Raw genomic sequence first — 25,789 nt, 5'->3', positions numbered from 1 at the left:
AACCAGCCAGATCAAACGCCAGTTTTGCTGCCGACCGGCTGAGTTCTGAAAAGTCGGATCGCGGCGCAGGCGAGTAAGACTTTGAGCACTTCCGCGAGAATGAACGGGGAGAGCCCGCCGGCCAGCGCCTTGTCGGGCCCGAACAGAACGCCAAGCCACGCCACGCCCGGCAGGAAGATCGCCAATTCCCCGATCAGCATCATGATCACGCTGTCGGGAGCCCGCTGTGAAAACCCGTGGTCGGACAACCATCCCACCAGGCAGGCACCGATGAGGAACCCGGCGAGATAGCCGCCGGTCGGGCCTGCCACGTAGAGGAGGCCCCCTCCGTTCGCGAAGACCGGAAAGCCGGCCGCGCCAAGCAATAGATAAGCCGCAAGCGTGCTGGAGGCGAGCCGCATGCCATACGAGGCGCTGATGAGCAGGATCGCCAGGGTCTGCAACGTCATAGGAACCGGCCAGAAAGGCACCTGAACCTTGGCGGAAACGGTAACCAACGCCACGCCACCAACCAACAGGCCCACCGACCGATGCAGGCCCGCATAGCGGCTTCCCGACACAGTATCTGACCTGGAAACGCTCATCGACGCAGCTCCATCCCCTTGCGTTGGTCAGATGCTGCTGAAATTGGTGAGCAATGTAAAATTCAAAATAGTGAGGGAGTACTATCTGATTTTTTTATAATGGACTCAGAGCAGGGCCGGACCTCTGTCCATAGTCCCGAGCCGTCAATCCATCACTGCGGCAGCTGCGGGCTGCTGACTATTCGCTGAATGAACGTTGTGAACGTCTTTGCCGCCGGGCTGAGTTTGCGTTGTGTCGCCGTGACGATCGAAACATCGAGCGTAGGCACATTGTTCTGCAGGTCGCGGGTTTCCACCCGCTGGCCATCCAATGACCAACGGCGATAGATGATGTCGGACAGGATTGACACACCGAGACCGGAGGCAACCATCGTCCGGATCGCCTCGACTGAATCAGTCCTGTAGACGACCTTTGGCTTCACGGGTTCCCTTTCCCAATAGCGAAGGGCATTGTCCCAGGCGTCGTCGACGGTCAGGGCGATGTAGGGCTCCTGGGCTACCTCTCCGAGGGTTACGGACTCTTTGGCAAGCAATGCATGATTTGCGGAAAGCCAGAGCCTGCGGGACGATCTGTGCAGCAACTTATAGTTGAGACCGCCATCCTGCTGCGCATCCTGGGTCATCGTGAGCGCAAGGTCGAAGCGGCCATCCATGACGGCCTTTTCAGCAGCCTGTCTTGAAAGTTCCTCAAGAACCAGCCTGACGTCCGGATAGACATAGTGGAAGCGCGCCAGCAGGGGAGCCAGGAAATAACCTGTAACGATTGTGGTGGTACCGAGCCTCACCTCACCCGCTACTTCCCGCTCACCATCCCGTTGAAGGTGCAGTGCCTGCTCGACCGTTGCAATGATGTCCCGTCCCCGTCGCAAAAACTGCTCGCCGTCACGCGTGAGCGTCACGCCAAGGGAAGTGCGGTTGAGAAGCGTTATCCCGATGAGATCCTCCAGCTGGCGGATCGCGGTCGTCACCGCCGACTGTGAGACGTTCAGCTGGATAGCCGCCCGACTGACCTGACCGGTCTCCGCGGCGGCAATGAAATATCGGACCTGCTTCAGAGAAAAGGTCATGACAGCACCGTAGGATTATAAAAAAACAGATGGAACATCATCATTATTAAATATTATCGCATGCTTTCCACATTGGCTAAGGATTTCTGGAGCCGCCACAGCGTGGCCAGGAAACACCGGGAGGTTCGGCAACTCCAGGGGGCGTGCAAGGGCCCGGATGCGCCTGGACCGGACGTACCAATTGCCTAACAGCGGAACGGAGAGCCGTGGATGAGCGGTGGAAAATTCGATATCAATTGCGACCTTGGAGAGGGCTTCGGCAATTGGCGTCTGGCCGATGACAACGGCATAATGCCCCTCATCAGCACCGCCAATCTGGCTTGCGGTTTCCACGCCGGCGATCCGCTCATCATGCGCAATACCGTCAATCTGGCACGTGAGTTCAACGTCGCCGTCGGTGCGCATCCAGGGCTTCCCGATTTGCTGGGTTTCGGGCGGCGCCCGATGGCCATCAGCCCGAATGACCTCCATGCCTATCTCATCTACCAGATCGGGGCGCTGCAGGGCTTCCTTACCGAGGCCGGAGTAGCGATGAGCCACGTAAAACCCCATGGCGCCATGTTCTACGTTCTGCGCGACCGGGCGCTCGCTGAAGCGGCCGTGGACGCCATCGCCGCCGTTGCACCCGGGCTTCCCATCATCCTGGCCGGCCCGACCGGCAAGGAAGTCTTTTCCAGCACCGCGGTCGCGCGCGGCGTTCCGGTTTGGCCGGAGGCCTATCCTGACCTCGAATACGAGGACGACGGCTCTGTCATTGTCGAGCGGCACAAGAAGCCGGTCGATGCCGACTTGGTCTACCGGCGCGTCGCCGAGATCATCACCCACAAGACACTCACGATACGCTCGGGCAAGGTTCTGCCGATGGACGTCGACAGCGTATGCGTTCACAGTGACGGGCCCAACGTGCTGGCGGTCATCAACGCCGCCCGCAAGGCGATAACGGATTGCGGACGAAGCCTCGGCAGCCTGGCAAGGATCTGAGTGGAGAAACCGAATGACTTTGACGACGGTGCCAGCGCCGATCCCGGGTGTCTTCTACCGGAGCGAGTCGCCGGACAAGCCGCCCTTCAAATCTGAAGGCGATGCCGTCACCAAAGGCGATGTGGTGGGGCTGATCGAGGTCATGAAGACATTCACGCAGATCGAAGCTGAAGAGCCGGGGCGTTTTGTCCGTTACCTCGTCGATGATGAGGAAGCGGTCGTGCCCGGCCAGCCGCTCTATGAACTGGAGACGTAGCCGGCCATGGGAATCTCGAAAATACTCGTTGCCAACCGCGGCGAAATAGCGGTTCGTATCATCCGTGCGGCGCGTGAGATGGGGATCGCGACCGCTCAGGTGGTCAGCAAGGCCGACCATGAGATGCTTGCGGCGCGGTTAGCCGACGAAAAGATCGAGGTCGGGCCTGCCCAAGCCTCCAAATCCTACCTCAAGATCGATGCGATCATCGAGGCGGCGCGCGCCGTCGGCGCCGACGCCATCCATCCCGGCTACGGGTTTCTGTCGGAGAATGCTGACTTCGTCGACGCGGTCGAGACGGCGGGGCTGACATTCATAGGGCCGCGGGCCGATACGATCCGCGCCATGGGCGACAAGGCTGCCGCTCGGGCTTCGGCCGCAGCGGCTGGCATCCGGACCGTCCAAGGAAGCGAGGGGCGCGTTGACGCTGCGGACGCCGCCAATCTAGCAGCCAGGCTTGGCCTGCCCCTGATGATCAAGGCGGCCGCCGGAGGTGGCGGCCGGGGCATACGGGTCGCCAACACGGTCGAGGAACTCGAACGTATGATGCCTCTGGCCAGCGCCGAAGCGCTTGCGGCCTTTGGCGATGGTGGCCTTTATGTCGAACGCTTCATCGAACGCGCCCGTCATATCGAGGTCCAGGTTCTGGGAGACGGGAAGGACGCTGTCCATGTCTTTGAGCGCGAGTGCTCCTTGCAGCGTCGACGCCAAAAGGTGTGGGAGGAAGCCCCTGCCGCTTGCCTGTTAGAATCAGTGCGCGCCGAACTCTGCGCTTCGGCTGCGCGTCTTGCCAAGCACGTGAACTACCGCGGCGCCGGCACCTTGGAATTTCTCTATGACGAGCTGACCGGCGAGTATTTCTTCATCGAGATGAACACACGCATCCAGGTGGAGCATCCCGTCACCGAGATGGTAACAGGCATCGATCTCGTGAAGGAGATGATCCGGATCGCTGCCGGCGAGCCACTGTCTGTCCAGCAAGATGACATCGTGCTGTCCGGGCACGCCATTGAATGCCGCATCAACGCCGAGGATCCACACGCAGACTTCAGGCCAACACCCGGCAGGATCGAGGAGCTCCGGTTGCCCGAAATGTCGCATGTGCGTTTCGATACCGGGCTCTATCCCGGCTACACCGTGCCACCTTATTACGACTCTTTGCTCGGGAAACTTATCGTCTGGGGGGAGACCCGCGCAAAAGCGCTTGAGAAACTGCGCCAGGCACTCGCTGTGCTCGAGGTTGGCGGCATCGCGACCACAGCACCACTGCATCGCCGGCTGGCGCTCGACCCGGACGTCAGCTCGCTGCGCGTTCATACCGGCTGGCTTGAGCGATGGCTGGAAGACCGGCCATTAGAACCGGCTAAGCTGGCATCCTAGGACGATCTTGATGACGCGCTATTCATTTGGCGGGGACGAGCATCTGGTCGTAGAGGTGGACGAAGCGATGTCGCTGCGCGCCTTCTTTGCGGCCCTGTCGATCTGCAATGCGATCCGCGACAGTCAAATCCGAGGTGTCACGGAAATCTGCCCCTCCAACGCCTCGTTTCAACTTCGCTTTGATCCGGACCTCATCGCGGCTGAAGACCTGCTGGCTGAGGTCAAGCAAATCGAGGCATCGCTGTCAAACCGGGAAGAGGCGTTAGGGACACGCGTTCTCGAAATTCCCGTATTTTACGATGACCCCTGGACACGCGAGGTCATGGCGAGATTCGGCGACCGTCGCCAGAACCCTCAACTGACCGATCTCGAATATGCAGCACGTATAAACGGCCTGCCCGGCCCGCTCGACTACGTCGCCAGACATTCAGGTTCGCCCTGGATGGTCACGATGGTTGGCTTCGGTGCCGGCAGCCCGTTCATGTTCCAGATGGTGGAACAAGACCAGCAACTCCAGGTCCCGAAATATGTGCGCCCGCGCACGGACACGCCGAAACAATGCGTGTCCCAGGGTGGCTGCTTTACCGGGATTTATCCGGTGCGTGGCGCCGGTGGCTACCAGATGCTCGGCGTTACACCGCTGCCGATCTACGATCCGACGCAGACGACGAGCTATCTGCGAGAGTTCATGATCCTGTTTCGCCCTGGCGACATTGTGCGGATGCGCCCGATTGACCGCAACGAGTATGACGAGCTCGCAGAGCAAGTGAAGAGCGAAGATTTTCAGCTGCATCAGACGCCAGCCTCATTCTCGCTCGACGCCTTCGAGCGAGACATTAAGGCGTCTAACCAGCAAATGCTGGAGGCAATCGATGGACATTGAGGTTATCAAGCCTGGCCTTCTCACCACCATCCAGGACCTCGGCCGTCCCGGCTACTATCATTTCGGCATCCCGACCTCTGGCGCCATGGACCGCCACGCCTTGCGGGCGGCCAATCTTCTGGTCGGCAATGATGAAGGCGACGCAGCGTTGGAGGCTGTCTTCACGGGGCCGGAACTGACCTTCACCGACCACAGGACCATCGCGGTTACGGGAGCCGAATTGCCTCCAAAAGTCGACGGAGAATCCCGGCCCACATGGGCGGCATTCGAGGTCGAACCGGGTCAGACCTTGTCCTTCGGATTTCTCAAGCGCGGTGCCAGGGCCTACATTGCCATTTCGGGTGGACTTGAAGTGCCGCCGCTGCTCGGCAGCCGATCGACCTATGTGCATGGCCAGTTCGGCGGCCTGGGCGGGCGGCCTCTCAAAGGTGGCGACCGTTTGCCCGCCGGGGCGCGCAAACGACAGCCGGGGAGCCGGTCGTCAATAGCGGATGAACTGCGGCGCACTTTGCCTGCGGATGTGGTGCTGCGCGTGCTTCCCGGACTCTATAACCATCGCCTCACGCCCGCTGCCGAACAGCGTTTCTATGATGACACATGGGCGGTGGCGCCTGACGCTGACCGCGTCGGCTACCGGTTTCGGGGCGGGTCGCCATTGGAGTTCAAGGCGCGAGAACAGCCATTCGGCGCTGGCGCCGATCCGTCCAACATTGTCGATGCCTGCTATCCTTACGGGTCAATCCAGGTTCCCGCCGGCACCGAACCGATCGTGTTGCATCGTGACGCCGTGTCAGGCGGCGGCTATTTCACGCTCGGCACCGTCATCGCGGCTGACATGGACCTGATTGGCCAGTTGCAACCCCATCAGAAGATCCGCTTCGAACCGGTCGACATGCCGGCTGCCCTCGCGGCTAGGCGGCAGGAGGCTGATCGCCTCGACCGGCTGCGACGAGTGTATGGCTGAGGCCCAGCCATCTACGTGATCTGAAATTTCTACCAAACCTTGATTATGCGGCGTCCGCTGTGACGCCCAAAGGAGGACCTATGGGCTTCGAAGGCAAGATCGAGAACTACGGCATGCGCATTGGCGGCGCGGACGTTGCGCATGAAAAATTTATGGAAACCGTCAATCCCTACACCGGCTTGGCCTGGGCACGGGTCCCGGATGGTGATGCATCGCACGTCGATGCCGCCGTGAAAGCGGCGCGTGATGCGTTCGAGACCGGGCCTTGGAGCACGATGACTGCTACCCAGCGCGGCCACCTTCTGCGCAAGCTTGGCGATATTGTTGCGCGCGACGCGGAGGAATTCGCGCGCATGGAAACCTACGACAATGGCAAGCTCTATCGCGAGATGCTCGGCCAATGGCGATATCTGCCGGAATACTTCTACTATTTCGCGGGCATGGCGGACAAGCTTGCCGGGAGTGTGCTCGCCTCGGATCGCCAGAACTTCCACCTGTTCACACGCCAGGAGCCGGTGGGCGTTGTCGGCGCCATCACAGCGTGGAACTCGCCGGGAATGCTGCTCATCATGAAACTCGCAGCCGGGCTCGCAGCTGGCTGCACCTTTGTTGTCAAGCCATCCGAGTACACGCCGATCTCGACCATTGAACTTGCCAAGCGTGCCGACGAAGCAGGCTTCCCGCCAGGCGTGTTCAACGTCGTCACCGGCGGTGGCGCGGTAGGCGCGGCACTGGTCAACCACCCGGGTATAGACAAGATCGCATTCACCGGCGGCACAGAGACCGGCAAGCGCATCGCCGCCAGCGCCGCGGCCAATCTGACGCGGGTCTCCCTTGAGCTCGGCGGCAAATCTCCGAACATTGTCTTTGAGGATGCGGACCTCGATGTCGCGGTAAATGGTGCGATTGCCGGCATCTTCGGTGCCAGTGGCCAATCTTGCTCCGCCGGCTCTCGCCTGCTGCTCCAAGAGAGCATCCATGATCACTTCCTAGAGAAGCTGATTCAACAGACCCGTACAATTCGTCTGGGCGATCCGATGGACGCAGAAACCCAGATGGGGCCGATCGCGAATGAGCCGCAGTATCGGAAAGTTCTGTCTTCAATCGAGATGGCAAAGCAAGAGGGCGCGCGTCTGGTCGAAGGCGGCGAGGCGGTCACCGATATCGGCTCCTATTTCGTCAAGCCAACCATATTCACCGATGTCACCAACGATATGCGTATCGCGCAGGAAGAGGTTTTCGGACCGATCCTCAGCGTCATCCGCTTCAAGACGGAGGAGGAGGCGATCGCGATCGCCAACGACACGCGTTTTGGTTTGGCAGCTGCGGTATGGACCAAGAATGTGCATCGCGCTCATCGCGTGTCGGCCAGGTTGCGTGCCGGCACGGTGTGGATAAACGCCTACCGCGTTGTCAGCTACATGGCCCCCTTTGGCGGGTTTGGCGAAAGCGGGCTGGGACGTGAAAACGGCCCCGACGCTATGCGGGAGTTCACGGAAACCAAGGCGGTGTTTGTGGAGCTCAGCGGCCAGCCGAGAGATCCTTTCAAACTCGGTTGAGGTTTCCTCAAATGTTCAACTTTGATGGCCTCTGGGAGGCTGGGAGCGGAGTGGTGAAATGAGCGACTACGTGTATTTGGCGCAGCTATCCGTGCCTGAAGAGTTTGACCGGCGGTTCAATGATTTCTACGACAATCGCTATCTGCCCCAGCTCCTGGAACTGCCCGGGGTCAGAGCTGTGAGCCGCTATCGCCTGGAGTGGACCGACGGCGAGAAGGCGCCAGAATATCTGGCCATCTACGAAGTCGATTCGCCGGACGTCCCGAAATCGCCAGCCTGGCTCGAGGCCTCGGTCAGATCGGGTTGGGCGGAGACGATCCGCCCTCACCTCTCGGTCCGCCGCCACGCCATGTTCCGCCGACTGCGCTAAGGCCACCGGCAACCTCGCAAGCAGGAGACGTTACCATGAAAGCAGTTTGGGTATCTGAATTTGCGCCGTTCGAGCAGGTCCGTGTCGCAGAGGTTCCCGATCCCGTTGCAGGGCCAGGCGAGGTCGTCATTGAGGTGCAAGCCGCGGAAGCGAATTTTCCCGACATTCTGGCCATTGAGGGCAGATACCAGATCAAGCCACCCCTGCCATTCTCTCCCGGGAAATGCGCCGCTGGTGTCGTCTCTTCCATCGGGGCGGGCGTGGCGTCGCTGAGCGTCGGCCAAAAGGTCGCGGCACAGACTGAATACGGCGCCTACGCTCAGAGATTGCGGGTCCGTGAGGAAAGCTGCTTCGTGTTGCCCGAGGGCATGCCTTTCGCCAAGGCCGCTTCTCTCGGCCTGGTCTACCAAACGGCCTGGTTTGCCTTGCAGGACCGGGCTTCATTCAAGCCAGGCGAGAGCGTGCTGGTTTTGGGAGGATCGGGCGGCATCGGCGTTGCCAGCATTCAGCTGGCCAAGGCGCTTGGGGCATCGACCGTCATCGCTGGGATTATCGGGCCAGGCAACGATGCGATTGCGCGACAAGCCGGGGCTGACGCGGTTATCGACCTCAGTGCATCCAACCTACAGGACGCATTGCGTGATGAGGTCAAGGCGCTGACGCGCGGAAATGGAGTCGACATCGTCATCGATCCTGTTGGTGGAGACTCGAATGCCGCAGCCTTGCGGGCGCTGGCTTGGTGCGGGCGCATGGTCATTATTGGCTTCGCCAGCGGCACGATCCCGTCGATCAAAGCCAACTATCTCCTCGTAAAGAACATCGCCGTCACCGGCTTGCAATGGTCAGATTATCGCGAGCGGACTCCGGAGCGGGTGAAAGAAGCTCAAGAGCAGATTTTCTCGCTATTCATGGCAGGCAAGATTGATCCGATCATCAGTCGAGAGTTCGCGCTGGAGGAATTCGCCGAAGGGCTAAGGCTGCTGCGCGACGGCAAGGCGCAGGGCAAGATCGTCCTCAAGATTGGATGACGTGCAAACCCAGGTCACCAAGGAATTTCACCCTGATCTCGCTACCGGGCGTTACACGCCAGCAGGTGCAAAACCCTCGATCGTAGAATTTGCCGAAGCAGTTAACGACACGCCGGCGCCAACGGGAACCGCCAAAGGAAAAGCTGCATAAATGACTGACGCCTTCATTTGCGATTACATACGCACGCCGATCGGCCGCTTCGGCGGCGCGCTGTCTTCGGTGCGCGCCGATGATCTCGCTGCCGTCCCGTTGCAAGTGTTGATCGACCGCAACGCCGGCGTCGACTGGGCGGCCGTCGACGACGTCGTCTATGGCTGCGCCAACCAGGCCGGCGAGGACAACCGCAACGTGGCGCGCATGGCGCTGCTGCTTGCCGGCCTTCCCCAGGACATCCCCGGCTCGACCGTCAATCGCCTGTGCGGCTCCGGCATGGACGCCGTCACCATCGCCGCTCGCGCCATCAAGTCCGGCGAGGCCGAGCTGATGATTGCAGGCGGCGTCGAATCGATGAGCCGCGCGCCCTTCGTCATGCCGAAGGCCGACGCCGCCTTCTCGCGCAATGCCGAGATTAACGACACCACCATCGGCTGGCGCTTCGTCAACCCGCTGATGAAGAAGCAATACGGCGTCGATTCCATGCCGGAGACCGGTGAGAACGTCGCTGAGGATTTTTCCGTCTCCCGAGCCGACCAGGACGCTTTCGCCGTGCGCAGCCAGGACAAGGCGGTGGCTGCGCAAGAGAGCGGCCGGCTGGCGAAGGAGATAACGCCGGTGACCATCCCGCAGAAGAAGGGCGATGCTATCATTGTCTCGAAAGACGAACATCCCCGCGCCGGCACGACCATCGAAGCGCTGGCCAAGCTGCCGACGCCGTTCCGCCAGGGCGGCACGGTGACCGCCGGCAACGCCTCCGGCGTCAATGACGGCGCGGCCGCCCTCATCATCGCTTCCGAAGCAGCGGCGAAGAAGCATGGGCTGACGCCGATCGCCCGCATCCTCGGCGGTGCCGTCGCGGGCGTTGCGCCGCGCATCATGGGCATCGGCCCGGCACCGGCCACCAAGAAGCTTTGCGCCCGCCTCGGCCTGACGCCCGACCAGTTCGACGTCATCGAGCTCAACGAGGCCTTCGCCTCGCAAGGCATCGCGGTGCTGCGTCAGCTCGGCATTGCCGAGGACGCCGCCCACGTCAATCCGAACGGCGGCGCGATCGCGCTTGGCCATCCGCTCGGCATGTCGGGTGCCCGCATCACCGGCACGGCGGCGCTCGAGCTGCGCGAGCGCGGCGGGCGCTATGCGCTAGCCACCATGTGCATCGGCGTCGGCCAGGGCATCGCGATCGCGCTGGAGCGGGTTTGATTCTGCCCTCGGGCGGGTGATGCCGCGCAGGACCATGTCCACAAAAGCATGACCCGCACTCAACACGAGGTGCGAGTGACCATCGTCTTCTCCAACGGCGCCCCGGACTTCCTTCGCAAGGCCGGAACAACAGCTCCCAGCGGGATGATCTCGTCCGCGCAGGGCGGCCGAAAAAAGCAATCGGCCCGCGACCGCAGATCGTCATCTAGGGGTGCGGCGAACTGGCAGCTAAAGTGTCGCGCAGACGGTTGCGCAACCAGAGACCGCCGGCTGCAGAATAACCGCCGTCAATGGCGATTTCGGCTCCGGTGATGTAACTGGCCTCATCGCTAGCGAGAAACAGCACAAGTTGGGCGCATTCCAACGGCGTGCCCTGGCGCTGCATCGGCACACTTAGCCGGCCAGATTCAGCGTGCCCCGGTGATCCTTCGCGGTAGAAGCTCGTATCGACAATCTGGCCAGGATGAATGGAGTTGACGCGAATGTTCCATTCGACGAACTCCACCGACGCCGACTTGGTCAGACCGCGAAGGCCCCATTTGCTTGCCGTGTAGGCGGCGTCATAGTGAGCGCCAAGTCCGGCCGTCGAGGACACGTTGATGATAGCACCTCCGCCGGCGTCGCGCATGGCCGGCGCGCAATGCTTCATGCCCAGCATCGCGCCTGTCAGGTTCACATCGAGCGTTCTGTTCCAATTGGCGAGCTCAGTATTTGCGATCCCTTGCCGGCTGATGGTGCCTGCGTTGTTGACCAGGACGTGCAGGGCGCCAAATGTTTGCTGTGCTTTCTCGACCGCCGAGACCCAATCAGCCTCGATAGTCACATCCTGCTTGCACCATATCGCCCGCGCTCCAGCCTTCTCGACCTTGGCTGCAATAGCAGCGACCCTGCTCGCATCGACATCACTCAGAACAAGCGACGCTCCTTCCCGGGCAAACAGTTCGGCTTCGGCAGCCCCCTGCCCGCCGCCGGCGCCGGTGATGAAAGCCACTTTGCCATTCATTCGCGTCATCTGTCCCACCTCACAGTCTTAGGAAAAATGCAGTCGTCACGCCGACAAAAGCTCGTCGGCCAGGCAGGCTCGCCTCAGGCCAAGCGACGGCCGGTATCGAGTGTCGCCTGTGCGCTCAAGAACAGCCTCGAGGACCTGAAGCACCGTGTTCAGGCCAATGCGCTGCCCCCAGGCGATGGGGCCAATCGGATAGTTGACACCAAGGCGCATGGCCATGTCGATGGCGTCGGGCGTCGCGACCTTGTGCATTGCTGCCTCATAGGCCTCGTTCACAAGCATCGCGACAACGCGCATCACAACAAGGCCGGGGTGATCACTCAGGCAGGAGACCGCTAGCCCGTCTTCCTGGAGCGCATTAATCACGCGTTGCAGCAGCGCGCCTGGTAGATCCGGCGAGGCGGCGATACCGATCCTCCTGCTGCTAACGGCATCAAGGGCGAGGTCGTGGAGGATGACCGGCTCGCCAAGGGTTCGCGCGACCTCGGCTGCCATACGCCCATCCGTGCGCTGGAAGCGTACACCTTCGATGCGCTCCGCGAGCCGGTAGCCGGCCGCAGTCACCGCGGCAGAATCGGCATCGGACCGATCGATACCAGACTGAACACCGTCGGAATAAGTATAAAAGCCGCGCCCGGTCTTGCGACCGAGCCAGCCGGCTTCGACCAGCTCCTTTTGCAGCAGGGAAGGTCGATAACGCGGATCGCCGTAGTAAGCCTCGAAAACAGAACAGGAGACGGCATAATTGACGTCCTGCCCGATGAGATCCATCAAGGTGAAGGGTCCCATGCGAAAGCCACCGCTCTCCACCATCAGAGCGTCAATCGTCGAGACGTCGGCCACACCCTCCTCGAGGATGCGCAGGGCCTCGCCATAGAAAGGCCGGGCGATGCGGTTGACGATGAAGCCCGGGGTCGACCGGCAAAGGACCGCCGCTTTACCCCATGCCTGAGCGGTATCGAATATGGTGGTGGCGACCTCGGGCAATGTTGCCGGTCCCTGGACGACCTCCACAAGTTTCATGACCGGTGCAGGATTGAAGAAATGCATGCCGGCAAAGCGTTGCGGACTTGCGAGGCCGGCCGCAATGGCGGGGATCGACAGGGACGACGTATTGGTGGCGAGGATGGAACTGGGCTCCAGCTTGTCCTCAACCGCAGCAAACAATGAGCGCTTTGCCGCAAGGTCCTCATTGATTGCTTCAACGCACAATCTGGCGCCGGCCAGCCCGTCTAAACTCTCAGCCGGCCTGATCCGACAAAGAATGCTTCGGCGCTCATCGTCGCCAAGTCGCCGCTTTGACACGAGACCAGCAAGGCTGTCTTCTATGCGCCTGAGGCCGCGTGCCGCAGCGCTTTGGATTGCATCGTAGATGACAACCGGATGTCCCGCTGTCGCCGCCACCTGAGCTATACCTGATCCCATTGCGCCCGCACCGACCACGGCGACAAGTGAATCTTGTGACAGAGCGCTCATTTTGCTGGTTGTCCTGTTGTTGATTTTTCCGCAGATAAGTTCGGTTGCAAAACTGCCTCATCGCTCCGATCCGCTTGGTCCCGTCGTGAACCCACCGAGGATTGGGGCTGCCAGGGGCTGCCCTGCATCGCCACGGAACCCGGCGTTGATCGGCACAGGCAAGGCCTTCAGCGTCTGGCCGGCCTCGTTCGTCACGATATGGCTGAAAACGCCGCGGGCGGCAAAGTGAGGATCGGCCAGCGCCTCCTCGAGGGTCGCGACAATCGAGCAACAACAGTCGCGACCGGTGAAACTGTCTCGCCAGTACTGCGAGGGACGCGATGAAATGATCGTCGTGACCTGGCGGACAGTCGCTGATGGATCGATCGTGTCGTCGCGATAATGCTGCTGCAAACCAATCAGGTCACAAAACAGATCCCAGAATTTCTGTTCGATCGGCGCCGCGGCGACGAATCGGGCGTCCTGCGTGGGATAGAGGCGATAGCGGGGGGTGCCGCCCGTTACAAGATCGGTACCGTTGCCAGGCCATTTCTGCGTGACCAGGCCACTGCCCATCGCCCAGTACATGAAAGTGAACAGATTGTCGGTCATCGCAATATCGAGATGACGACCCTTCCCGGTCGCGCGACGCTCCTCCAGAGCCAGCAGAATATTCATCACCGCGGGGTAGGCGCCACCCGCAATGTCGGCCACCAGCGCCGGCGGAATGACCGGCACCTGTGGTGTTCCCATCGAGAGCGACAGCAGGCCGGTGTCGCCAATATAGTTCAGATCATGCCCGGCCACGTCGCGCTTGGGGCCGCTTTGTCCGTAACCCGTTATCGAGCAATAGATAAGCTTCGGATTGATCTTCGAGACTGTCGCGTAATCAAGTCCCAACCGCTGCATGACACCGGGTCGGAATTGCTCCAGGACAATGTCGGCGCTCTCCAGCAACGGCGCCAACACGGCGCGGTCACTGTCCAGCTTCAGATCCAGAGCAAGACTTTTCTTGCCTCGGTTCAGCATGGCGAAATTGACACTGTCATGTCCCCATCGCGGCTCGTAGCCACGCATATCTTCGCCTGTCCCCGGGCGTTCAATCTTGACGACGTCGGCGCCGGCCTCGGCCAGCAACAGCGAAGCCAGCGGACCAGGCAGCAGCGTCGAGAAGTCAAGTACACGCAGTCCCTGCAGTGGTCTCAATCGCCTGCCTCCCTGCGCTGGGCAGCGACAACGGCACGGCGCGCTGGCGCGAAAGCCGGGGTGCCATAGCTTTCGAACAGGGCCTTGCAGACGTCATGATGATAGGCAAGACCGCCGCGCACCGTGCGTTCAATCGGTCCGTCGGGATAACCGAGGCCAAGGCGACAGGTCAGATCGATGTCCTTCTGGCTGGCAAGGCCTTCATCGAGCAGCCGCAGCGCCGCGTTGTATTTTGGCCGGACCAACCGATCGATGATGCGGCCTGCCTGATCGCTGCAAATCGTGACGGTGAACCCGGCCGATTCCAGCAGGGCGCGCGCGCAAGCCACGGCTTGGGGGGAAGTCTTGGGCTGAGTGACGAGCTCGATCAGGGAGGAAGGCAGGTCCGCCCCGTTCCGATAGCGCGCGAAGCCGAGGATGTTGGAGCCCTCTTCTCCTGCCGCTTCGCCTGTATGGAAGCCGAGGCTTTCAAGGCCGAGCTCGACAAGGATAGCAGACTTCGAGCTGTCGCTTTGCAGCCGGGTCCCCGACAGGTAGATCACCATCTCTGCATCCGGGTCGGCAACCGCGGCCACCAGGAAGGGATCGCCGTCGGGGAACGATGGGCTGTTGCCTTTCTTTACCAGTGTGTAGCGCATCTCAAGCTCCGAACATCTTGTCGCCGGCATAGCTGAAGAACCCCCTTCCCGACTTTCGCCCGAGCAGGCCCGCGGCAACCATCCGCCGCAGCAGTGGCGGCGCCGCTGCGCGTGCGTCGAGCGTGATGGGATAGAAGGCTTCCGACAGCCTTATCTGCGTGTCGAGGCCGATCAGGTCGAGCAACTCCAGCGGCCCCATCTTGTAACCGAGGCCCACCTTGATCGCCTTGTCGATGTCTGCCGGCGATGCAACGCCGGCTTCCACGGCCCGGATGGCGTCATTGTTGAATGGCACCAGGAGCGCGTTGAGGATGAAGCCCGGCTTGTCTTGGGTTTTGACCGGGATCTGACCGCAGACCTCCGTCCAATCCCAGGCAGCAGCGAAGGTCTCGGTCGAAGTCAGCAGGCCCGGCGACATCTCGATGAGCTTCATCAACTGTGCCGGCAGGCAAAAATGCATGCCGACCACCCGTTCCGGATGCCTCGAACCAGCCGCAATCTCGGTGATGGACAAGGTCGAGGTGTTTGAGGCGAAAATTGTCTGCGGCCCGCATACTCTGTCGAGCGCTCCAAGCAGATGGCGCTTGGTCTCCAGGTCCTCGAACACCGCCTCTATGACCAGGTCGCATTCACCCAGATCATCAAGCGCGGTAGTCGACCGCATGTTGTCGAGAATGGCAGTCCGCTCCGCAGTCGTCATCTTGCCCCGTTCCACGGACTTGCCGAAGAAGGTGGCCGTGCTCTGCCTTGACCGCTCGAGCGCCTCAGCCGATGTGTCGAAAGAAATGGTGCGGAAGCCCGCCCGCGCCGCCACAATCGCGATGCCGGCCCCCATGGTGCCGCCCGCACCACACACCCCTACTGTCTTTATGTTGCTCATTTGGCGATGAGACTCCTGCCGATCAATTGACGATGCAGTTGATTGGTGCCTTCCCAGATCTGCGTGATCTTGGCGTCACGCATCAGGCGTTCCACGCGGTAGTCCCTGCAATAGCCGTAGCCGCCGTGCATCTGGACCGCTTCGGTGCTGAGACGCATGGCAAGGTCAGATGCTCGCATTTTCGCCATGGAGGCCTCCAGCCCAAAGTCGGTCTCTCCGTCGTCGACCAGCCGGCCGACATAGTCGAGCCACAGCTCCGCCATGGCGAGCTCCACCGATAGGTCGGCGAAGGTGAATTGGTTGCCCTGAAATTCAAGCAAGGCGTGGCCGAATTGACGTCGCTGGTTCGAGTATGCGACGGCATCGGAGAACGCTGCGCGGGCAATGCCCAGCGCATGCGCCGCGATGCTGGGGCGCGACTTGTTGAGTGACGCAAGCAGGATGCGAAGCCCGTCCCCGGGGTTGCCTAAGAGATTTGCGCGTGGAACCCGGCATTCGTGAAACGAGATCGCAGCCGTCGACGAACCGCGATGCCCCATCTTGTCTTCGAGCCGCACCACCTCGAAGCCTGGCGTTCCCTTCTCGAACACCAGAACCGATATCGCCGCGCGGGCATCGTCGATCTCAGTCCATTTGCCGAACAGCAGGATGAGGTCGGCGACATCGCCATTGGTGATGAAGAGCTTGCTGCCAACGACGACAATCTCGTCACCGTCGGGCCTAAAGCGCGTCTTCATGCCCGTAGCATCCGAACCGGCGCTGTTCTCGGTAATCGCCAGCGCACCGATACCGCCTTCCGCGATGCGTGGCAGCAGCCTCGCTTTCTGTTCTTCGCTGCCGAAGTCCACCAGAGGCTTCATGCCATGGAAGTTCGTTGCGTAGATAATGCCAGTCGACGCGCAAGCCTCCGCAATAGTTTTCACGACTTCGAGGTAGAGCCGGTATGACATCGGCGAGCCGCCATAGGCTTCCGGAATGAAGATCGCGTTCAGGCCAAGGGCGTTCAGCGCGGCGAGGTTCTCGGTGGGAAACTCGCCCGTCCGGTCATGGTGTTCGGCCCTTGGGCCGATCAATTCCTGGCAAAGCCGGCGCACCTGGTCGAGAACCATGCGCTCGTCTGACGACCAGCCGCGCCGGCGGTCGAGTTGATCGAGGAACTTCATTACAGATTGATCCCTTGCACACCGTCCAGATAGATCGTCTCGCCACTCAAAAAGCCGATGTTTTCAGCGAACAGCGCGCCGACGAGCCTGGCTACTTCATCCGGCTTGCCGGTCCGTCCGACCGGTACTCGTTTGCCGATCCAAGCGCGGATCTTGTCCTTGGCAAGAAACTCGCGGTTAAGATCAGTCTCGATATATCCAGGGGCAATATTGATGACCCGGACCCCGTCCTTGGCCCATTCGGCCGCGAGGCAACGGGTGATCGCGCCGACCGCCGCTTTCGAGGCGCAGTAAGCGACGTTCTCTGCCACGGCGAGCTTGTCGTAAAAGGAGCCGATATTAACTATCAGCGACGTCTCGGCACGAACCAGATGGCGATAGGCTTGCTGGCAGACGGCCAGCACCGACGTCGCATTGAGGCGCATGGTGTTTTCAAAGCCTTCGACCGGCAAGTCCGTGCTCGGGCCTGATGCGTGCGCTCCGGCGCAGTTCACAACGCCAGAGATGTAGCCTCTGGCCGCCACCGCATCCACTGCGGCTGCAATCGAATGCGGATCGGAGACGTCGCAAGCAAGCCCATAGCCCGCAGGCACTTCGCCGGATCGTGAAAGACCAGCCACAATGAAGCCGCGCCGATCGAGGTCTGAAACGATGGCAGCGCCAATCCCCTTACTCGCGCCGGTGACGATGATCTGCTGCTCAGGCATCTCGAAACTCCGGCTTGCGCTTCTGCAGAAAGGCGGCCATGCCTTCCTCAGAATCATGTGTCTGATAGGCCAGGGTTGACAGATCGGCTTCGATCCTGAGCCCCTCCTGGATCGGATTGTTGAGCGCCCTCGCAACCGCGGATCGCGCCAACCGCAGCGCCACCAGGCCATGGCGCATGAATGCCCCTGCGAATTCGATAGCTGCTGCCACCGGATCCCCATCAGTCACGCTGTTGACGAGGCCGATCCGTAAGGCTTCCTCGGCATCGATCATGTGCCCGGTCAAAATGAGTTCCATTGCGCGCGCCTCACCAACCAGTCTCGGCAAGCGCTGGGTTCCCCCATAACCCGGAATTAGGCCAAGCTTGATCTCGGGCAACGACAGACGCGCGGTCCGTACGGCAATACGAAAGGTGCATGCCATGGCGAGCTCCAGCCCGCCGCCGAATGCATATCCGTTGATGGCGGCGATCGACGGCGCGGGAAAATGTGAAAGTCTCTCGAACACCGCCTGACCAAACTCTGCGCCGCGCTGCTGTTCGGTCTGGCTGCGCCCGCGTAACTCTTCAATGTCGGCTCCGGCGCAGAACGCCTTGTCACCGGCGCCCGTAACGACCAGGGCGCGCACAGGCAGGCTTGCGGCTTGTTCCAGCACGCCGTCCAACTCGGCGAGCACCGAAAACGACAGTGCGTTGAGTTTCTCCGGGCGATCTATCGTCAGGATGGCGCAATCGTCCTTCCGATCGAGGGTGATACTCATGCCGGCGTCCTCGCCTGGTAGCGAATGGCCGTAGGGGCGATCTCGCCGCGCTTGACCTGTTCGACCAGCTCGCGTTTGAGCACCTTGCCGCTTGGGGTCAGAGGCAACTCGCTAAGCCTGATGAAGTACTCCGGCATGTCGAACCGAGACAGACCTTCGCGGGCCAGGTGTTCGAGCAGCTCGCCCGGGTCGACGGTGCCGATCACGGCGATACAGACCTTTTCGCCGAGCCGGACATCGGCGACAGGAAAGCATGCAACCCGGTCGACCTGAGCATGGCGCAATGCAATCGCCTCGATATGCGCCGGGTAGATGTTATGGCCGCCACGAATGATGACGTCCTTGATGCGGCCCTCTATGCGCAGATTGCCCTTCTCATCGAGGATGCCGAGGTCCCCGGACATGAACCAGCCCTCACGGTTGAAACTACCTTCGGTCGCGGTTTGGTTATCGAAATAGCCAAGCATGAGCGAAGCGCCTTTACCGCCGATCTGACCGATCTGGCCGGCAGGCAGAGCTACATCCTGATCAGCTGCATCGAAGATCTGCACCCGATAAGCGTTACCCCCTCGCCCGCAGGTGTTGACGATCGTCAGCTCATCATCGTCCGGATGCGTGTACTGATGAGAGGAGTTCTCGGTCATGCCGTAGACGTTTTGTGCCTTGATCCCCTGCGCCAGGAAAGCGCTCGCCACGGAAGGCGGGATGGGAGACCCAGCCATATAGAACGTCGCCACACTTCCAAGCCGCGGCAGACCCCGTTGCTGCTGCTCAGCCAGGATGTCCATCGCGTGCGTAGGTACCCCAAGCACATAGGTGGCGCCGTTCTTCAGAATCCAGTCAAGGCGGCTCATGCCCTGTGGTGGATCATCGGTGACAAAACGCCCGCCGGTCAAAAGCCACTGTGACACTGCCACCCAGGCAATGTGATGCGAGAGCGGAGCCAAAACCATGACAACCGTCTGTGGCCCGTGGCCCCAGTCGCGCACGAGTTCGCGCGCATTCGCCAACAGCGTGTTGTCGGAATGCATCACGCATTTGGGTGTCCCTGTCGTGCCGGATGTAAAGGCGAGGTAGACGACCTTGTCGGGATCGTGGGACGGTTCCGCCAGATTCGGAGCGGCGACCGGCAGACTTTCCGGCGTGTATACGATCTTCAGCGATCGCACACCGGCGAGCAATTGATCGAACTTTGCCGTCGCTCGGTCCGCGCCCCACCCTTCTTCCGTTAACAGGGCGCGCGCGGAGAGCCGATTGATAAGCCCTGCGACTTCCGCGCAAGTATAGGTGCGATGAAGCGAAGGATTGCAGGCAAAGCCCTCGCGCGCGCAGGCCAGGAATAGGATGACGGCCTCAATCTTGTTGGACATCCAGATCGAGACGCGATCGCCAGGTACAAGGCCGTAGATCCTCAGATCTGCCGCGACCCCATCGACACGCGCCAATAGCTCTGCCCACGACAGCCCGGAACGGCCGTCTTGCAGGGCCGCATCGTCGGGTCGCCTGCGAGCGTTGCGCTGGAGCAGCGAATAGAACGTATCCGTCTGCCAAAGCCCTGCATCATAATAGTCGCGCGCCACCGTAGGATGGTGCAGCGTCAGATATGGGCGCATCGCGTCAGGCCCCGAATTTGGAGGGATCGGGCTTGCGCCGCTCTGTGAAGGCGCTTGCCAGTTCAAGGCTCTCATCCGTCTCGAGATAGGCCCGCAGCAACAGGTCGTGTGCCATGCGGGACAGACCCGACACGCCACCATGGCGAGCGTTGAAGGCCGCCTTGATCGAGGCAAGCGCAAAAGAGCCGCGCTCGGCGATCTCCAGCGCAAACTTGAGCGTCTCCTCCTTGAGGTCGGCGTCGGGCACCACCTTGTTGATCAAACCGAGCTCAAGCGCTTCACGGGCCGGAATCTTCGGGTTGCGGTACCAGATTTCCTTCGCCTTCTTCTTGCCGACCAGATCTTCCAGGTACCAGGTGCCATAGCCAGCATCGAAGGATCCGACCATCGGCCCGACCTGTCGGAAGACGGCACTCTCTTTGGCGATCGTACAATCGCAAACCATCTGCAGAACGTTGCCGCCACCGACCGCGAAACCGTTGACTGAGGCAATGACAGGTTTCTGCAGCCGATCGATCGTCTCGTACATTTCCAGAGTGGGGAGCGTGCCGGCATAAAGCAGGCTATCCTCCATCTCATCCTTACGGCCACCGACGCAGAAGAACTGGTCGCCTGCGCCGGTCAGCACGATCACGCGCGTGCGCGTTTCACGGCGGACCTCGTTCAGGCAATCTCGGATTTCGTGGCACATTGTCAGGTTGAACATATTGCCATCGTCAGGACGATTGAGCGTAAGCGTCCCAATCGGACCGTCTTCTTCGTAGATGATTGTATCGTAGCTCATTGATCCTGGTCCCTATTGCTTGCAGTTTGCCGGCTGAACGACATTGTTCGTTTGTGGCTAGACCACCTTCAGGCGCCGCAAATCCGTGAGATGCTCCTGATCGTACCCCAAAAGACTTTCGAGTATCTCGGCGCTATGCTCGCCGAGAAGCGGTGGCCCAAGCCGCGGCCTGCTGACCTCGCCATCAACCTGGATGCCGATGCCAACCTGCGGAACTTTGCGATCGCCGCTTTGCAAGGTATAGAACAGGCCGCGCTCGAGCAGGTGGCGGTCGCTGACGAGGTCATCGACACGGTTTATAGGTCCGGCCGGTATCCGCGCCCTGGCAAACAGGGACAGCCAATGGGCGCGAGGCTTGCTCAGAAGAACCTCCTGGATCAGCCCTACAATCTCTGTCCTGCACTCGCGTCGTAGGGCGTTGCTGGCGAAGCGATCGTCGCCAGCGATTTCGTGCTTGCCGAGCGCTTCCCAGAACCGTTGCCAGATATTGTCATTGCCAAGCCCAAGCGTGATCGGCGCATCGGCGGTCTCAAACGCCTGGTAGATTGCAATCACACTATCCTTACCGCCGGACCGCCGGGGGATTTCGCCAGAGCCTAGGAACGGCACGATGCGACAGGCGACAAAGCGCGACATCGAATCGACCAAAGCGATGTCGACGGTTGCGCCCACGTTTGTTCGGGCGCGTCGCATCAACGCCGCTATTGCCGCGAGAGCGGCGTCCTGGCCGGCCAACATGTCGGCCGCGGGTGCGCCGACCTTCTGCGGATCTCCGTCAGCCGCGCCGGTGACGTCCATGATGCCTGAATACCCCTCTGCGATCAGGTCGTAACAGGGCAAATCAGATCGGGGCCCGGTCATTCCGAAACCTGTGATTGAGACATAGACCAGCCGGGGGTTCCACGAACGCACGGTTTCCTGGTCAAGGCCAAGCTTTGCGGCGACCCGTACAGAGGTGTTGATTAGGATAACATCGGCCCTCTCGGCCAGGTCGCGCAAGACCCCCACGCCTTCCGGCTGATTATAGTCCAGACACAGGCTGCGCTTGTTTCGGTTGACGCTTTCGAACCAAAGCGACTCGCCGTCAAGGAAGGGCGGCCCCCATGCCCGAGCATCATCGCCGCCAGGCCGCTCGACCTTGATTACGTCGGCGCCGAAATCGGCGAGCAATTGCGCGGCATAAGGACCGGCGATCGAGGTCGTCAAATCGATCACACGCACTCCCTCTAGCAGGTCAAAGCCCTTGTTGCCTTCTTGCGCGACGGGAAGCTGGTCGAGCGGCAAGCCTCTTGCAATCATGTGGTTATGCGACATGCGGTTCCTCGCTGCTAAGCCACTCGTAGCAAGCCGCATGCCAATTGCGCCCCGAGCCTCACGCGAAGAATCTTGAACCGAAATCCGGCTAAGATTTACATCAGCCCTGTCTGATTGTATTCATCGAGTACAGCGGACTGCGCTGGTGTGTCTTTTCTGACAACACTTGTTCGTTTGGAGGGTGGGATGTCGGGCATTGAGGGCCTTGTGGTTACCCAGACGGGTAAGGGCGTCGTCTTTGCGTGCGGCGCTGGTGCAGATCCCCGCGTGCGCGCCCTTGCAACTGACCGGGAATGGATAGCGGAAGCGAGAACCCGACGGCTGCAACCGCTCTTGTTGCGCGGCAAGGACTATTCGGCGCTCATCTCTTCGTACGCCGATGGCGACGTCATCTTGATCAGCACGAGCCGCAACGCGGTTCTTGAATTCATCGGCTCCGTCGACTTCGCCTACGACATCATCGAGAAGCTGTTGACCGATCCCTTCGAGGCCATGACGGTGGTCGATCGCGAGGCGCGCCTCGTCTACATCTCGCCCGTGCACGAGGCCTTTTTTGGCCTGCGACATGGCGAAGCCAATGGTCGTCCCGTCGCGCGCGTCATCGAAAACACAAGATTGGATTCGGTCGTGCGGTCGGGGCGCCCCGAGATCGGGGAGATCCAGCGCATGAACGGCGTTGAGCGCGTGGTTTCGCGGCAGCCAATTCTGCGCGACGGAAAGACCCTCGGCGCGATCGGCCGAATCATGTTCAAGGGCCCTGAACAACTCGCCGCGCTGAGTAAGCGCATCAGTCAATTGGAGGGTGAGGTCGAGTTCCATCGCCGCGAAGCAGCCGCCTTGCGCGGACGCAGTTTCGGCCTCGAGCACCTGATCGGCGAAAGCGCGCCTATGCAGCGCCTTAAAACAGAGATCGCAAAGGTGGCGCCCTTGGAGGTCCCGGTGCTGATTTCCGGCGAGAGCGGGACGGGCAAGGAACTGGTGGCGCATGCGCTGCACCGCTTGAGCCCACGTCGCGACAATCCGCTTGTCATGGTCAATGCTGCGGCGCTCCCCGCCAATCTGGTCGAATCGGAGCTTTTCGGTTATGAGGGCGGCGCTTTCACCGGCGCCGATCGGAAGGGCCGCAAGGGTAAGTTCGAACAGGCCGCTGACGGCACCATCTTCCTGGACGAGATCGGCGACATGCCGCTCGACGTGCAGGCCAAGTTGCTACGCGTCCTGCAGGACCGGGTCGTTGAACGTGTCGGTGGCGAGCGCCCGCGGCATGTCGACTTTCGCCTCGTATCGGCAACCAACCGGGATTTGCAGTCATTCGTCTCGCAAGAGAAGTTTCGTCTCGATCTCTACTACCGGATCTCACCGGTCGTCATCGAAGTGCCGCCGCTTCGCAGGCGTGTTGAGGACATCGAACTGCTTACTGCGCATTTCCTGGATGAGTTCTCGCGTATTCACCGTAGACCGGCGCCGAAGATGAGCGAGAGCGCGGCGACCTATCTGATGGAGCGGACATGGCCCGGCAATGTCCGCCAGCTTCGTCACGTCATCGAGCGGGCCTTCATCTTTGCCGAGGACGGTCTGATCACCACCGAAACCTTGATCCGACATGGCGGCCTGGAAGCGAGCGCCGCGCGTTCGGAACTGCCGCTTGAACGGGAGCCCCGAGCCAGTCTGCCGCGGTTGAAGGATGCCATCGAGCGTACCGAAACCGCACTTATACGGGAAGCAATGCAAGTCTATGGCGGGAACAAGAAACGTGTCGCCGATGAGCTCGGCATTTCACGATCCTATCTCTACAAGGTTCTCGGAGACGTCGACCGTTAGCGGAGATAGCCCATGGAATGCTGTCACTGTCCGCAGCACAGGCATTCAGTGACTTCCGTGTCCCCCAGAAAGGCAGCTAAGCCTACCCGAAGGATGTTTTACCACCGTCCGAAGCCTCCCAGCCTAACTGGCACATTGGTTGCAGGACCAGGCCAGATCGCCGCGCCTGTCTGAGGATGAATATGAATCTCGCCTATGTCGTACGCTGCAACTTCAACGACGCCTCACGCGAGGCCGCCTGGAACGAGTGGTATAGCGGTCCGAAGCTGGGGCAGATGTTGGCAAAGCCACACTTCCTGACCGTGCAGCGATTTCGACGCGTCTCGGGATCGGGGCGAAATTATCTCGCCTTCTGGACGATCGCTTCAGCGGAGGCCTTCACCACCAAGGAATATACAAGCGACTGGGGCTTCTTCGAATGGCGCCCCTATATCGTCGATTGGAGCCGCGACTTGTTTGAAGCCCGTAACGGGCATTCGGTGGCGGCACCCAGGCTGCGACCAGGCGAGTTGTTGCGCTTGGTTTCATTCGAGGGCGCGTCGGAAGCATCCGCGACGGATGCCCATTCCCAAATCGATGCCGAGCGACCCGGCACCAGATGGTTCCGATCTGTCGGCCTCGACAGGCACACCCCGCTTCTCGGCCTATCCGTTGAAAAATCGGATACCGCTTACGCTGCAATCGCAGGCGTTAATGAGGCCTTCTACCAACCCATCTCCGATCTGGTGATCACCGAGCAGCCCGAAGCGCTACCGCTCGTGCGCTGACCACGCGATCCGGCGCGCGCTTTCGCCTGGGCCGCGGCAACGGATTCACAGGCGCACAACCAAAAGGGAGGAAGACATGTTCCGATCAATCGGGATTGCCTTGGGCATTCTGATTACCTTTACCGCAACCAGCAAAGCCGATCTTCTCATCGGCGTGGCTGGGCCTATCACTGGTGGCAATGCCGCCTTTGGCGCGCAGCTCCAGAAAGGCGCGGAGATGGCCGTTGCCGACATTAACGCGGCGGGCGGCGTGAATGGGGAGCAAATCAAGCTGAAGATCGGCGACGATGCTTCGGACCCCAGGCAGGGTATCTCGGTTGCCAATGGCTTTGTCGCTGATGGTGTGCGCTTCGTCGTCGGTCACTTCAACGCGGGAATCTCTATCCCGGCTTCGGAGATCTATGCCGAAAACGGAATCCTGGCGGTCACGCCCGCCACGACCAAGCCGAACTACACTGAGCGCGGCATGTGGAACACTTTCCGCACCTGCGGCCGTGACGATCAGCAAAGTGTGGTCGCGGCCAAGTACATCACCAAACATTTTGCAGGCGCCAATATCGCGATTGTCCATGACAAGACGCCAGGCGGACAAGGCCTGGCCGACGAAACGCAACGTGTGCTGAACGAATCCGGCCTCAAGGAGGTTGCCTATGAAGGCGTCAACTTCGGTGAGAAGGACTTTTCGACCCTGATTGGCAAACTCAAAAACGCAAACGTCAAGCTCGTCTATTGGGGCGGCATGCACACCGAGGCGGGATTGCTCATCCGCCAGATGAAGGACCAGGGCCTCTCTGCAACACTGATGTCCGGGGATGGCATTGTGTCTAATGAGTTGCCGTCAATCGCTGGGGAAGCGGTTGTCGGTACGCTGCATACCTTTGGCCCGGATCCCACGCTTGATGCCGACAACAAGGACGTGGTTGCCAGATTCAGGGCGCAAGGATTTAATCCCGAAGCCTATACACTCTATTCCTACGCGGCGGTCCAGGTGATCGCTGGGGCAGCGGCGGCAGCGGGCTCGAACGATCCCCAGACAGTGGCTAGGGCCCTGCATGAAAAAGGGCCCTTCAAGACGGTGCTTGGCGGCATCGCTTTTGATGACAAGGGCGATCCGAAGCTTCCAGGGTTCATCGTTTATCAATGGATCAAGGACGCGGACGGCCACCTTACCTTCAAACCGGCGGCCGAATGACGATCTCCAATGCCTGATGGCTCGATATTGGCGGGTCGAACGACAGTCCGG

25 protein-coding genes are annotated in these 25,789 nt (G+C 60.9%); 12 read left to right on the top strand and 13 right to left on the bottom strand.

What is annotated here, in order from left to right; genetic code table 11:
- Positions 1 to 11: 11 nt before the first annotated feature.
- A complete protein-coding gene (locus EJ067_RS21965; protein WP_126087337.1) occupies positions 12 to 584 on the bottom strand; it encodes a biotin transporter BioY in 573 nt (190 codons plus the stop codon).
- Positions 585 to 736: 152 nt separating this feature from the next.
- Positions 737 to 1,651, bottom strand: coding sequence for a LysR family transcriptional regulator (locus EJ067_RS21960; RefSeq protein ID WP_126087336.1), 915 nt, complete (start codon positions 1,649 to 1,651; stop codon positions 737 to 739).
- A gap of 210 nt (positions 1,652 to 1,861) precedes the next feature.
- Between EJ067_RS21960 and EJ067_RS21955 the strand changes: the two genes are divergently transcribed.
- From EJ067_RS21955 to pcaF, 9 genes are all read left to right on the top strand, one after another.
- On the top strand, positions 1,862 to 2,632 hold the full coding sequence (locus EJ067_RS21955) for a 5-oxoprolinase subunit PxpA (protein WP_126087335.1): 771 nt from the start codon (positions 1,862 to 1,864) through the stop codon (positions 2,630 to 2,632).
- 13 nt (positions 2,633 to 2,645) lie between these two features.
- The gene (locus tag EJ067_RS21950) at positions 2,646 to 2,888 is read left to right on the top strand and encodes an acetyl-CoA carboxylase (protein WP_126087334.1); all 243 of its coding nucleotides are present in this window, start codon (positions 2,646 to 2,648) and stop codon (positions 2,886 to 2,888) included.
- Positions 2,889 to 2,894: 6 nt separating this feature from the next.
- Positions 2,895 to 4,268, top strand: coding sequence for an acetyl-CoA carboxylase biotin carboxylase subunit (locus EJ067_RS21945; protein ID WP_126087333.1), 1,374 nt, complete (start codon positions 2,895 to 2,897; stop codon positions 4,266 to 4,268).
- A 7-nt stretch (positions 4,269 to 4,275) separates the two neighbouring features.
- Positions 4,276 to 5,151, top strand: coding sequence for a carboxyltransferase domain-containing protein (locus tag EJ067_RS21940; protein WP_126087332.1), 876 nt, complete (start codon positions 4,276 to 4,278; stop codon positions 5,149 to 5,151).
- Positions 5,141 to 6,115, top strand: coding sequence for a biotin-dependent carboxyltransferase family protein (locus EJ067_RS21935; protein ID WP_126087331.1), 975 nt, complete (start codon positions 5,141 to 5,143; stop codon positions 6,113 to 6,115). The genes EJ067_RS21940 and EJ067_RS21935 overlap by 11 nt, the downstream gene beginning before the upstream one ends.
- Positions 6,116 to 6,195: 80 nt before the next feature.
- Positions 6,196 to 7,674 carry an aldehyde dehydrogenase gene (locus tag EJ067_RS21930; RefSeq protein WP_126087330.1) on the top strand — a complete coding sequence of 493 codons (1,479 nt, stop codon included), beginning with the start codon at positions 6,196 to 6,198 and terminating at the stop codon, positions 7,672 to 7,674.
- A 58-nt stretch (positions 7,675 to 7,732) separates the two neighbouring features.
- Entirely contained in the window at positions 7,733 to 8,044 is a 312-nt protein-coding gene (locus tag EJ067_RS21925) for a DUF4286 family protein (protein WP_126087329.1), read from the top strand.
- Between the two features lie 35 nt (positions 8,045 to 8,079).
- A complete protein-coding gene (locus EJ067_RS21920; protein WP_126087328.1) occupies positions 8,080 to 9,072 on the top strand; it encodes an NADPH:quinone oxidoreductase family protein in 993 nt (330 codons plus the stop codon).
- Between the two features lie 151 nt (positions 9,073 to 9,223).
- Positions 9,224 to 10,429 (top strand): 3-oxoadipyl-CoA thiolase, encoded by a 1,206-nt coding sequence (gene pcaF / locus EJ067_RS21915; RefSeq protein WP_126087327.1) that lies wholly within the window; start codon positions 9,224 to 9,226, stop codon positions 10,427 to 10,429.
- 205 nt (positions 10,430 to 10,634) lie between these two features.
- On the opposite strand, the gene EJ067_RS21910 is transcribed toward pcaF, so the two are convergent.
- Genes EJ067_RS21910 through EJ067_RS21860 form a run of 11 tightly spaced genes read right to left on the bottom strand, consistent with a single transcriptional unit; the run spans position 10,635 to position 21,958 of the window.
- Positions 10,635 to 11,441: an SDR family oxidoreductase gene (locus EJ067_RS21910; protein WP_126087326.1), complete on the bottom strand. Its 807-nt coding sequence runs from the start codon at positions 11,439 to 11,441 to the stop codon at positions 10,635 to 10,637.
- Positions 11,442 to 11,477: 36 nt separating this feature from the next.
- Entirely contained in the window at positions 11,478 to 12,914 is a 1,437-nt protein-coding gene (locus tag EJ067_RS21905; RefSeq protein ID WP_126087325.1) for a 3-hydroxyacyl-CoA dehydrogenase NAD-binding domain-containing protein, read from the bottom strand.
- A 57-nt stretch (positions 12,915 to 12,971) separates the two neighbouring features.
- Entirely contained in the window at positions 12,972 to 14,099 is a 1,128-nt protein-coding gene (locus tag EJ067_RS21900; RefSeq protein ID WP_126087324.1) for a CaiB/BaiF CoA-transferase family protein, read from the bottom strand.
- A complete protein-coding gene (locus EJ067_RS21895) occupies positions 14,096 to 14,737 on the bottom strand; it encodes a 3-hydroxyacyl-CoA dehydrogenase family protein (protein ID WP_126087323.1) in 642 nt (213 codons plus the stop codon). Before EJ067_RS21895 ends, EJ067_RS21900 begins: the two co-directional genes overlap by 4 nt.
- Before the next feature lies 1 nt (position 14,738).
- The gene (locus EJ067_RS21890; RefSeq protein ID WP_126087322.1) at positions 14,739 to 15,617 is read right to left on the bottom strand and encodes a 3-hydroxyacyl-CoA dehydrogenase family protein; all 879 of its coding nucleotides are present in this window, start codon (positions 15,615 to 15,617) and stop codon (positions 14,739 to 14,741) included.
- Positions 15,614 to 16,726 (bottom strand): acyl-CoA dehydrogenase family protein, encoded by a 1,113-nt coding sequence (locus EJ067_RS21885; RefSeq protein WP_245468010.1) that lies wholly within the window; start codon positions 16,724 to 16,726, stop codon positions 15,614 to 15,616. The genes EJ067_RS21890 and EJ067_RS21885 overlap by 4 nt, the downstream gene beginning before the upstream one ends.
- A 53-nt stretch (positions 16,727 to 16,779) precedes the next feature.
- Complete coding sequence (locus tag EJ067_RS21880; RefSeq protein WP_126087320.1) at positions 16,780 to 17,487, bottom strand: SDR family oxidoreductase; 708 nt, start codon at positions 17,485 to 17,487, stop codon at positions 16,780 to 16,782.
- A complete protein-coding gene (locus EJ067_RS21875) occupies positions 17,480 to 18,247 on the bottom strand; it encodes an enoyl-CoA hydratase-related protein (RefSeq protein WP_126087319.1) in 768 nt (255 codons plus the stop codon). Before EJ067_RS21875 ends, EJ067_RS21880 begins: the two co-directional genes overlap by 8 nt.
- Positions 18,244 to 19,860, bottom strand: a complete 1,617-nt coding sequence (locus EJ067_RS21870) for a class I adenylate-forming enzyme family protein (protein ID WP_126087318.1) — start codon at positions 19,858 to 19,860, stop codon at positions 18,244 to 18,246. Before EJ067_RS21870 ends, EJ067_RS21875 begins: the two co-directional genes overlap by 4 nt.
- Positions 19,861 to 19,864: 4 nt before the next feature.
- Entirely contained in the window at positions 19,865 to 20,644 is a 780-nt protein-coding gene (locus EJ067_RS21865; protein WP_126087317.1) for an enoyl-CoA hydratase-related protein, read from the bottom strand.
- A 57-nt stretch (positions 20,645 to 20,701) separates the two neighbouring features.
- Positions 20,702 to 21,958, bottom strand: coding sequence for a CoA transferase (locus tag EJ067_RS21860; RefSeq protein WP_245468009.1), 1,257 nt, complete (start codon positions 21,956 to 21,958; stop codon positions 20,702 to 20,704).
- A gap of 186 nt (positions 21,959 to 22,144) precedes the next feature.
- Here EJ067_RS21860 and EJ067_RS21855 point away from each other — a divergent pair, with 186 nt between their 5' ends.
- The 3 genes from EJ067_RS21855 to EJ067_RS21845 all read left to right on the top strand — a co-directional run bounded on the left by EJ067_RS21855 (position 22,145) and on the right by EJ067_RS21845 (position 25,738).
- A complete protein-coding gene (locus EJ067_RS21855; protein WP_126087316.1) occupies positions 22,145 to 23,779 on the top strand; it encodes a sigma 54-interacting transcriptional regulator in 1,635 nt (544 codons plus the stop codon).
- Positions 23,780 to 23,961: 182 nt separating this feature from the next.
- A complete protein-coding gene (locus EJ067_RS21850; protein ID WP_126087315.1) occupies positions 23,962 to 24,546 on the top strand; it encodes a hypothetical protein in 585 nt (194 codons plus the stop codon).
- A 76-nt stretch (positions 24,547 to 24,622) separates the two neighbouring features.
- Entirely contained in the window at positions 24,623 to 25,738 is a 1,116-nt protein-coding gene (locus EJ067_RS21845) for a branched-chain amino acid ABC transporter substrate-binding protein (RefSeq protein ID WP_126087314.1), read from the top strand.
- Positions 25,739 to 25,789 lie beyond the last annotated feature (51 nt).

This window comes from Mesorhizobium sp. M1D.F.Ca.ET.043.01.1.1 (genome assembly GCF_003952385.1).
Taxonomy (GTDB): Bacteria; Pseudomonadota; Alphaproteobacteria; order Rhizobiales; family Rhizobiaceae; genus Mesorhizobium.
This window is presented reverse-complemented; position numbering and strand designations above follow the sequence as displayed.

Excerpts from the sequence above, each read along its gene's own strand:
- EJ067_RS21965 (WP_126087337.1), bottom strand. The coding sequence starts at position 584 with ATGAGCGTTTCCAGGTCAGATACTGTGTCGGGAAGCCGCTATGCGGGC.
- EJ067_RS21960 (WP_126087336.1), bottom strand. The coding sequence starts at position 1,651 with ATGACCTTTTCTCTGAAGCAGGTCCGATATTTCATTGCCGCCGCGGAG.
- EJ067_RS21955 (WP_126087335.1), top strand. The coding sequence starts at position 1,862 with ATGAGCGGTGGAAAATTCGATATCAATTGCGACCTTGGAGAGGGCTTC.
- EJ067_RS21950 (WP_126087334.1), top strand. The coding sequence starts at position 2,646 with ATGACTTTGACGACGGTGCCAGCGCCGATCCCGGGTGTCTTCTACCGG.
- EJ067_RS21945 (WP_126087333.1), top strand. The coding sequence starts at position 2,895 with ATGGGAATCTCGAAAATACTCGTTGCCAACCGCGGCGAAATAGCGGTT.
- EJ067_RS21935 (WP_126087331.1), top strand. The coding sequence starts at position 5,141 with ATGGACATTGAGGTTATCAAGCCTGGCCTTCTCACCACCATCCAGGAC.
- EJ067_RS21930 (WP_126087330.1), top strand. The coding sequence starts at position 6,196 with ATGGGCTTCGAAGGCAAGATCGAGAACTACGGCATGCGCATTGGCGGC.
- EJ067_RS21925 (WP_126087329.1), top strand. The coding sequence starts at position 7,733 with ATGAGCGACTACGTGTATTTGGCGCAGCTATCCGTGCCTGAAGAGTTT.
- EJ067_RS21920 (WP_126087328.1), top strand. The coding sequence starts at position 8,080 with ATGAAAGCAGTTTGGGTATCTGAATTTGCGCCGTTCGAGCAGGTCCGT.
- pcaF (WP_126087327.1), top strand. The coding sequence starts at position 9,224 with ATGACTGACGCCTTCATTTGCGATTACATACGCACGCCGATCGGCCGC.
- EJ067_RS21910 (WP_126087326.1), bottom strand. The coding sequence starts at position 11,441 with ATGACGCGAATGAATGGCAAAGTGGCTTTCATCACCGGCGCCGGCGGC.
- EJ067_RS21905 (WP_126087325.1), bottom strand. The coding sequence starts at position 12,914 with ATGAGCGCTCTGTCACAAGATTCACTTGTCGCCGTGGTCGGTGCGGGC.
- EJ067_RS21895 (WP_126087323.1), bottom strand. The coding sequence starts at position 14,737 with ATGCGCTACACACTGGTAAAGAAAGGCAACAGCCCATCGTTCCCCGAC.
- EJ067_RS21890 (WP_126087322.1), bottom strand. The coding sequence starts at position 15,617 with ATGAGCAACATAAAGACAGTAGGGGTGTGTGGTGCGGGCGGCACCATG.
- EJ067_RS21885 (WP_245468010.1), bottom strand. The coding sequence starts at position 16,726 with ATGGTTCTCGACCAGGTGCGCCGGCTTTGCCAGGAATTGATCGGCCCA.
- EJ067_RS21880 (WP_126087320.1), bottom strand. The coding sequence starts at position 17,487 with ATGCCTGAGCAGCAGATCATCGTCACCGGCGCGAGTAAGGGGATTGGC.
- EJ067_RS21875 (WP_126087319.1), bottom strand. The coding sequence starts at position 18,247 with ATGAGTATCACCCTCGATCGGAAGGACGATTGCGCCATCCTGACGATA.
- EJ067_RS21870 (WP_126087318.1), bottom strand. The coding sequence starts at position 19,860 with ATGCGCCCATATCTGACGCTGCACCATCCTACGGTGGCGCGCGACTAT.
- EJ067_RS21865 (WP_126087317.1), bottom strand. The coding sequence starts at position 20,644 with ATGAGCTACGATACAATCATCTACGAAGAAGACGGTCCGATTGGGACG.
- EJ067_RS21860 (WP_245468009.1), bottom strand. The coding sequence starts at position 21,958 with ATGTCGCATAACCACATGATTGCAAGAGGCTTGCCGCTCGACCAGCTT.
- EJ067_RS21855 (WP_126087316.1), top strand. The coding sequence starts at position 22,145 with ATGTCGGGCATTGAGGGCCTTGTGGTTACCCAGACGGGTAAGGGCGTC.
- EJ067_RS21850 (WP_126087315.1), top strand. The coding sequence starts at position 23,962 with ATGAATCTCGCCTATGTCGTACGCTGCAACTTCAACGACGCCTCACGC.
- EJ067_RS21845 (WP_126087314.1), top strand. The coding sequence starts at position 24,623 with ATGTTCCGATCAATCGGGATTGCCTTGGGCATTCTGATTACCTTTACC.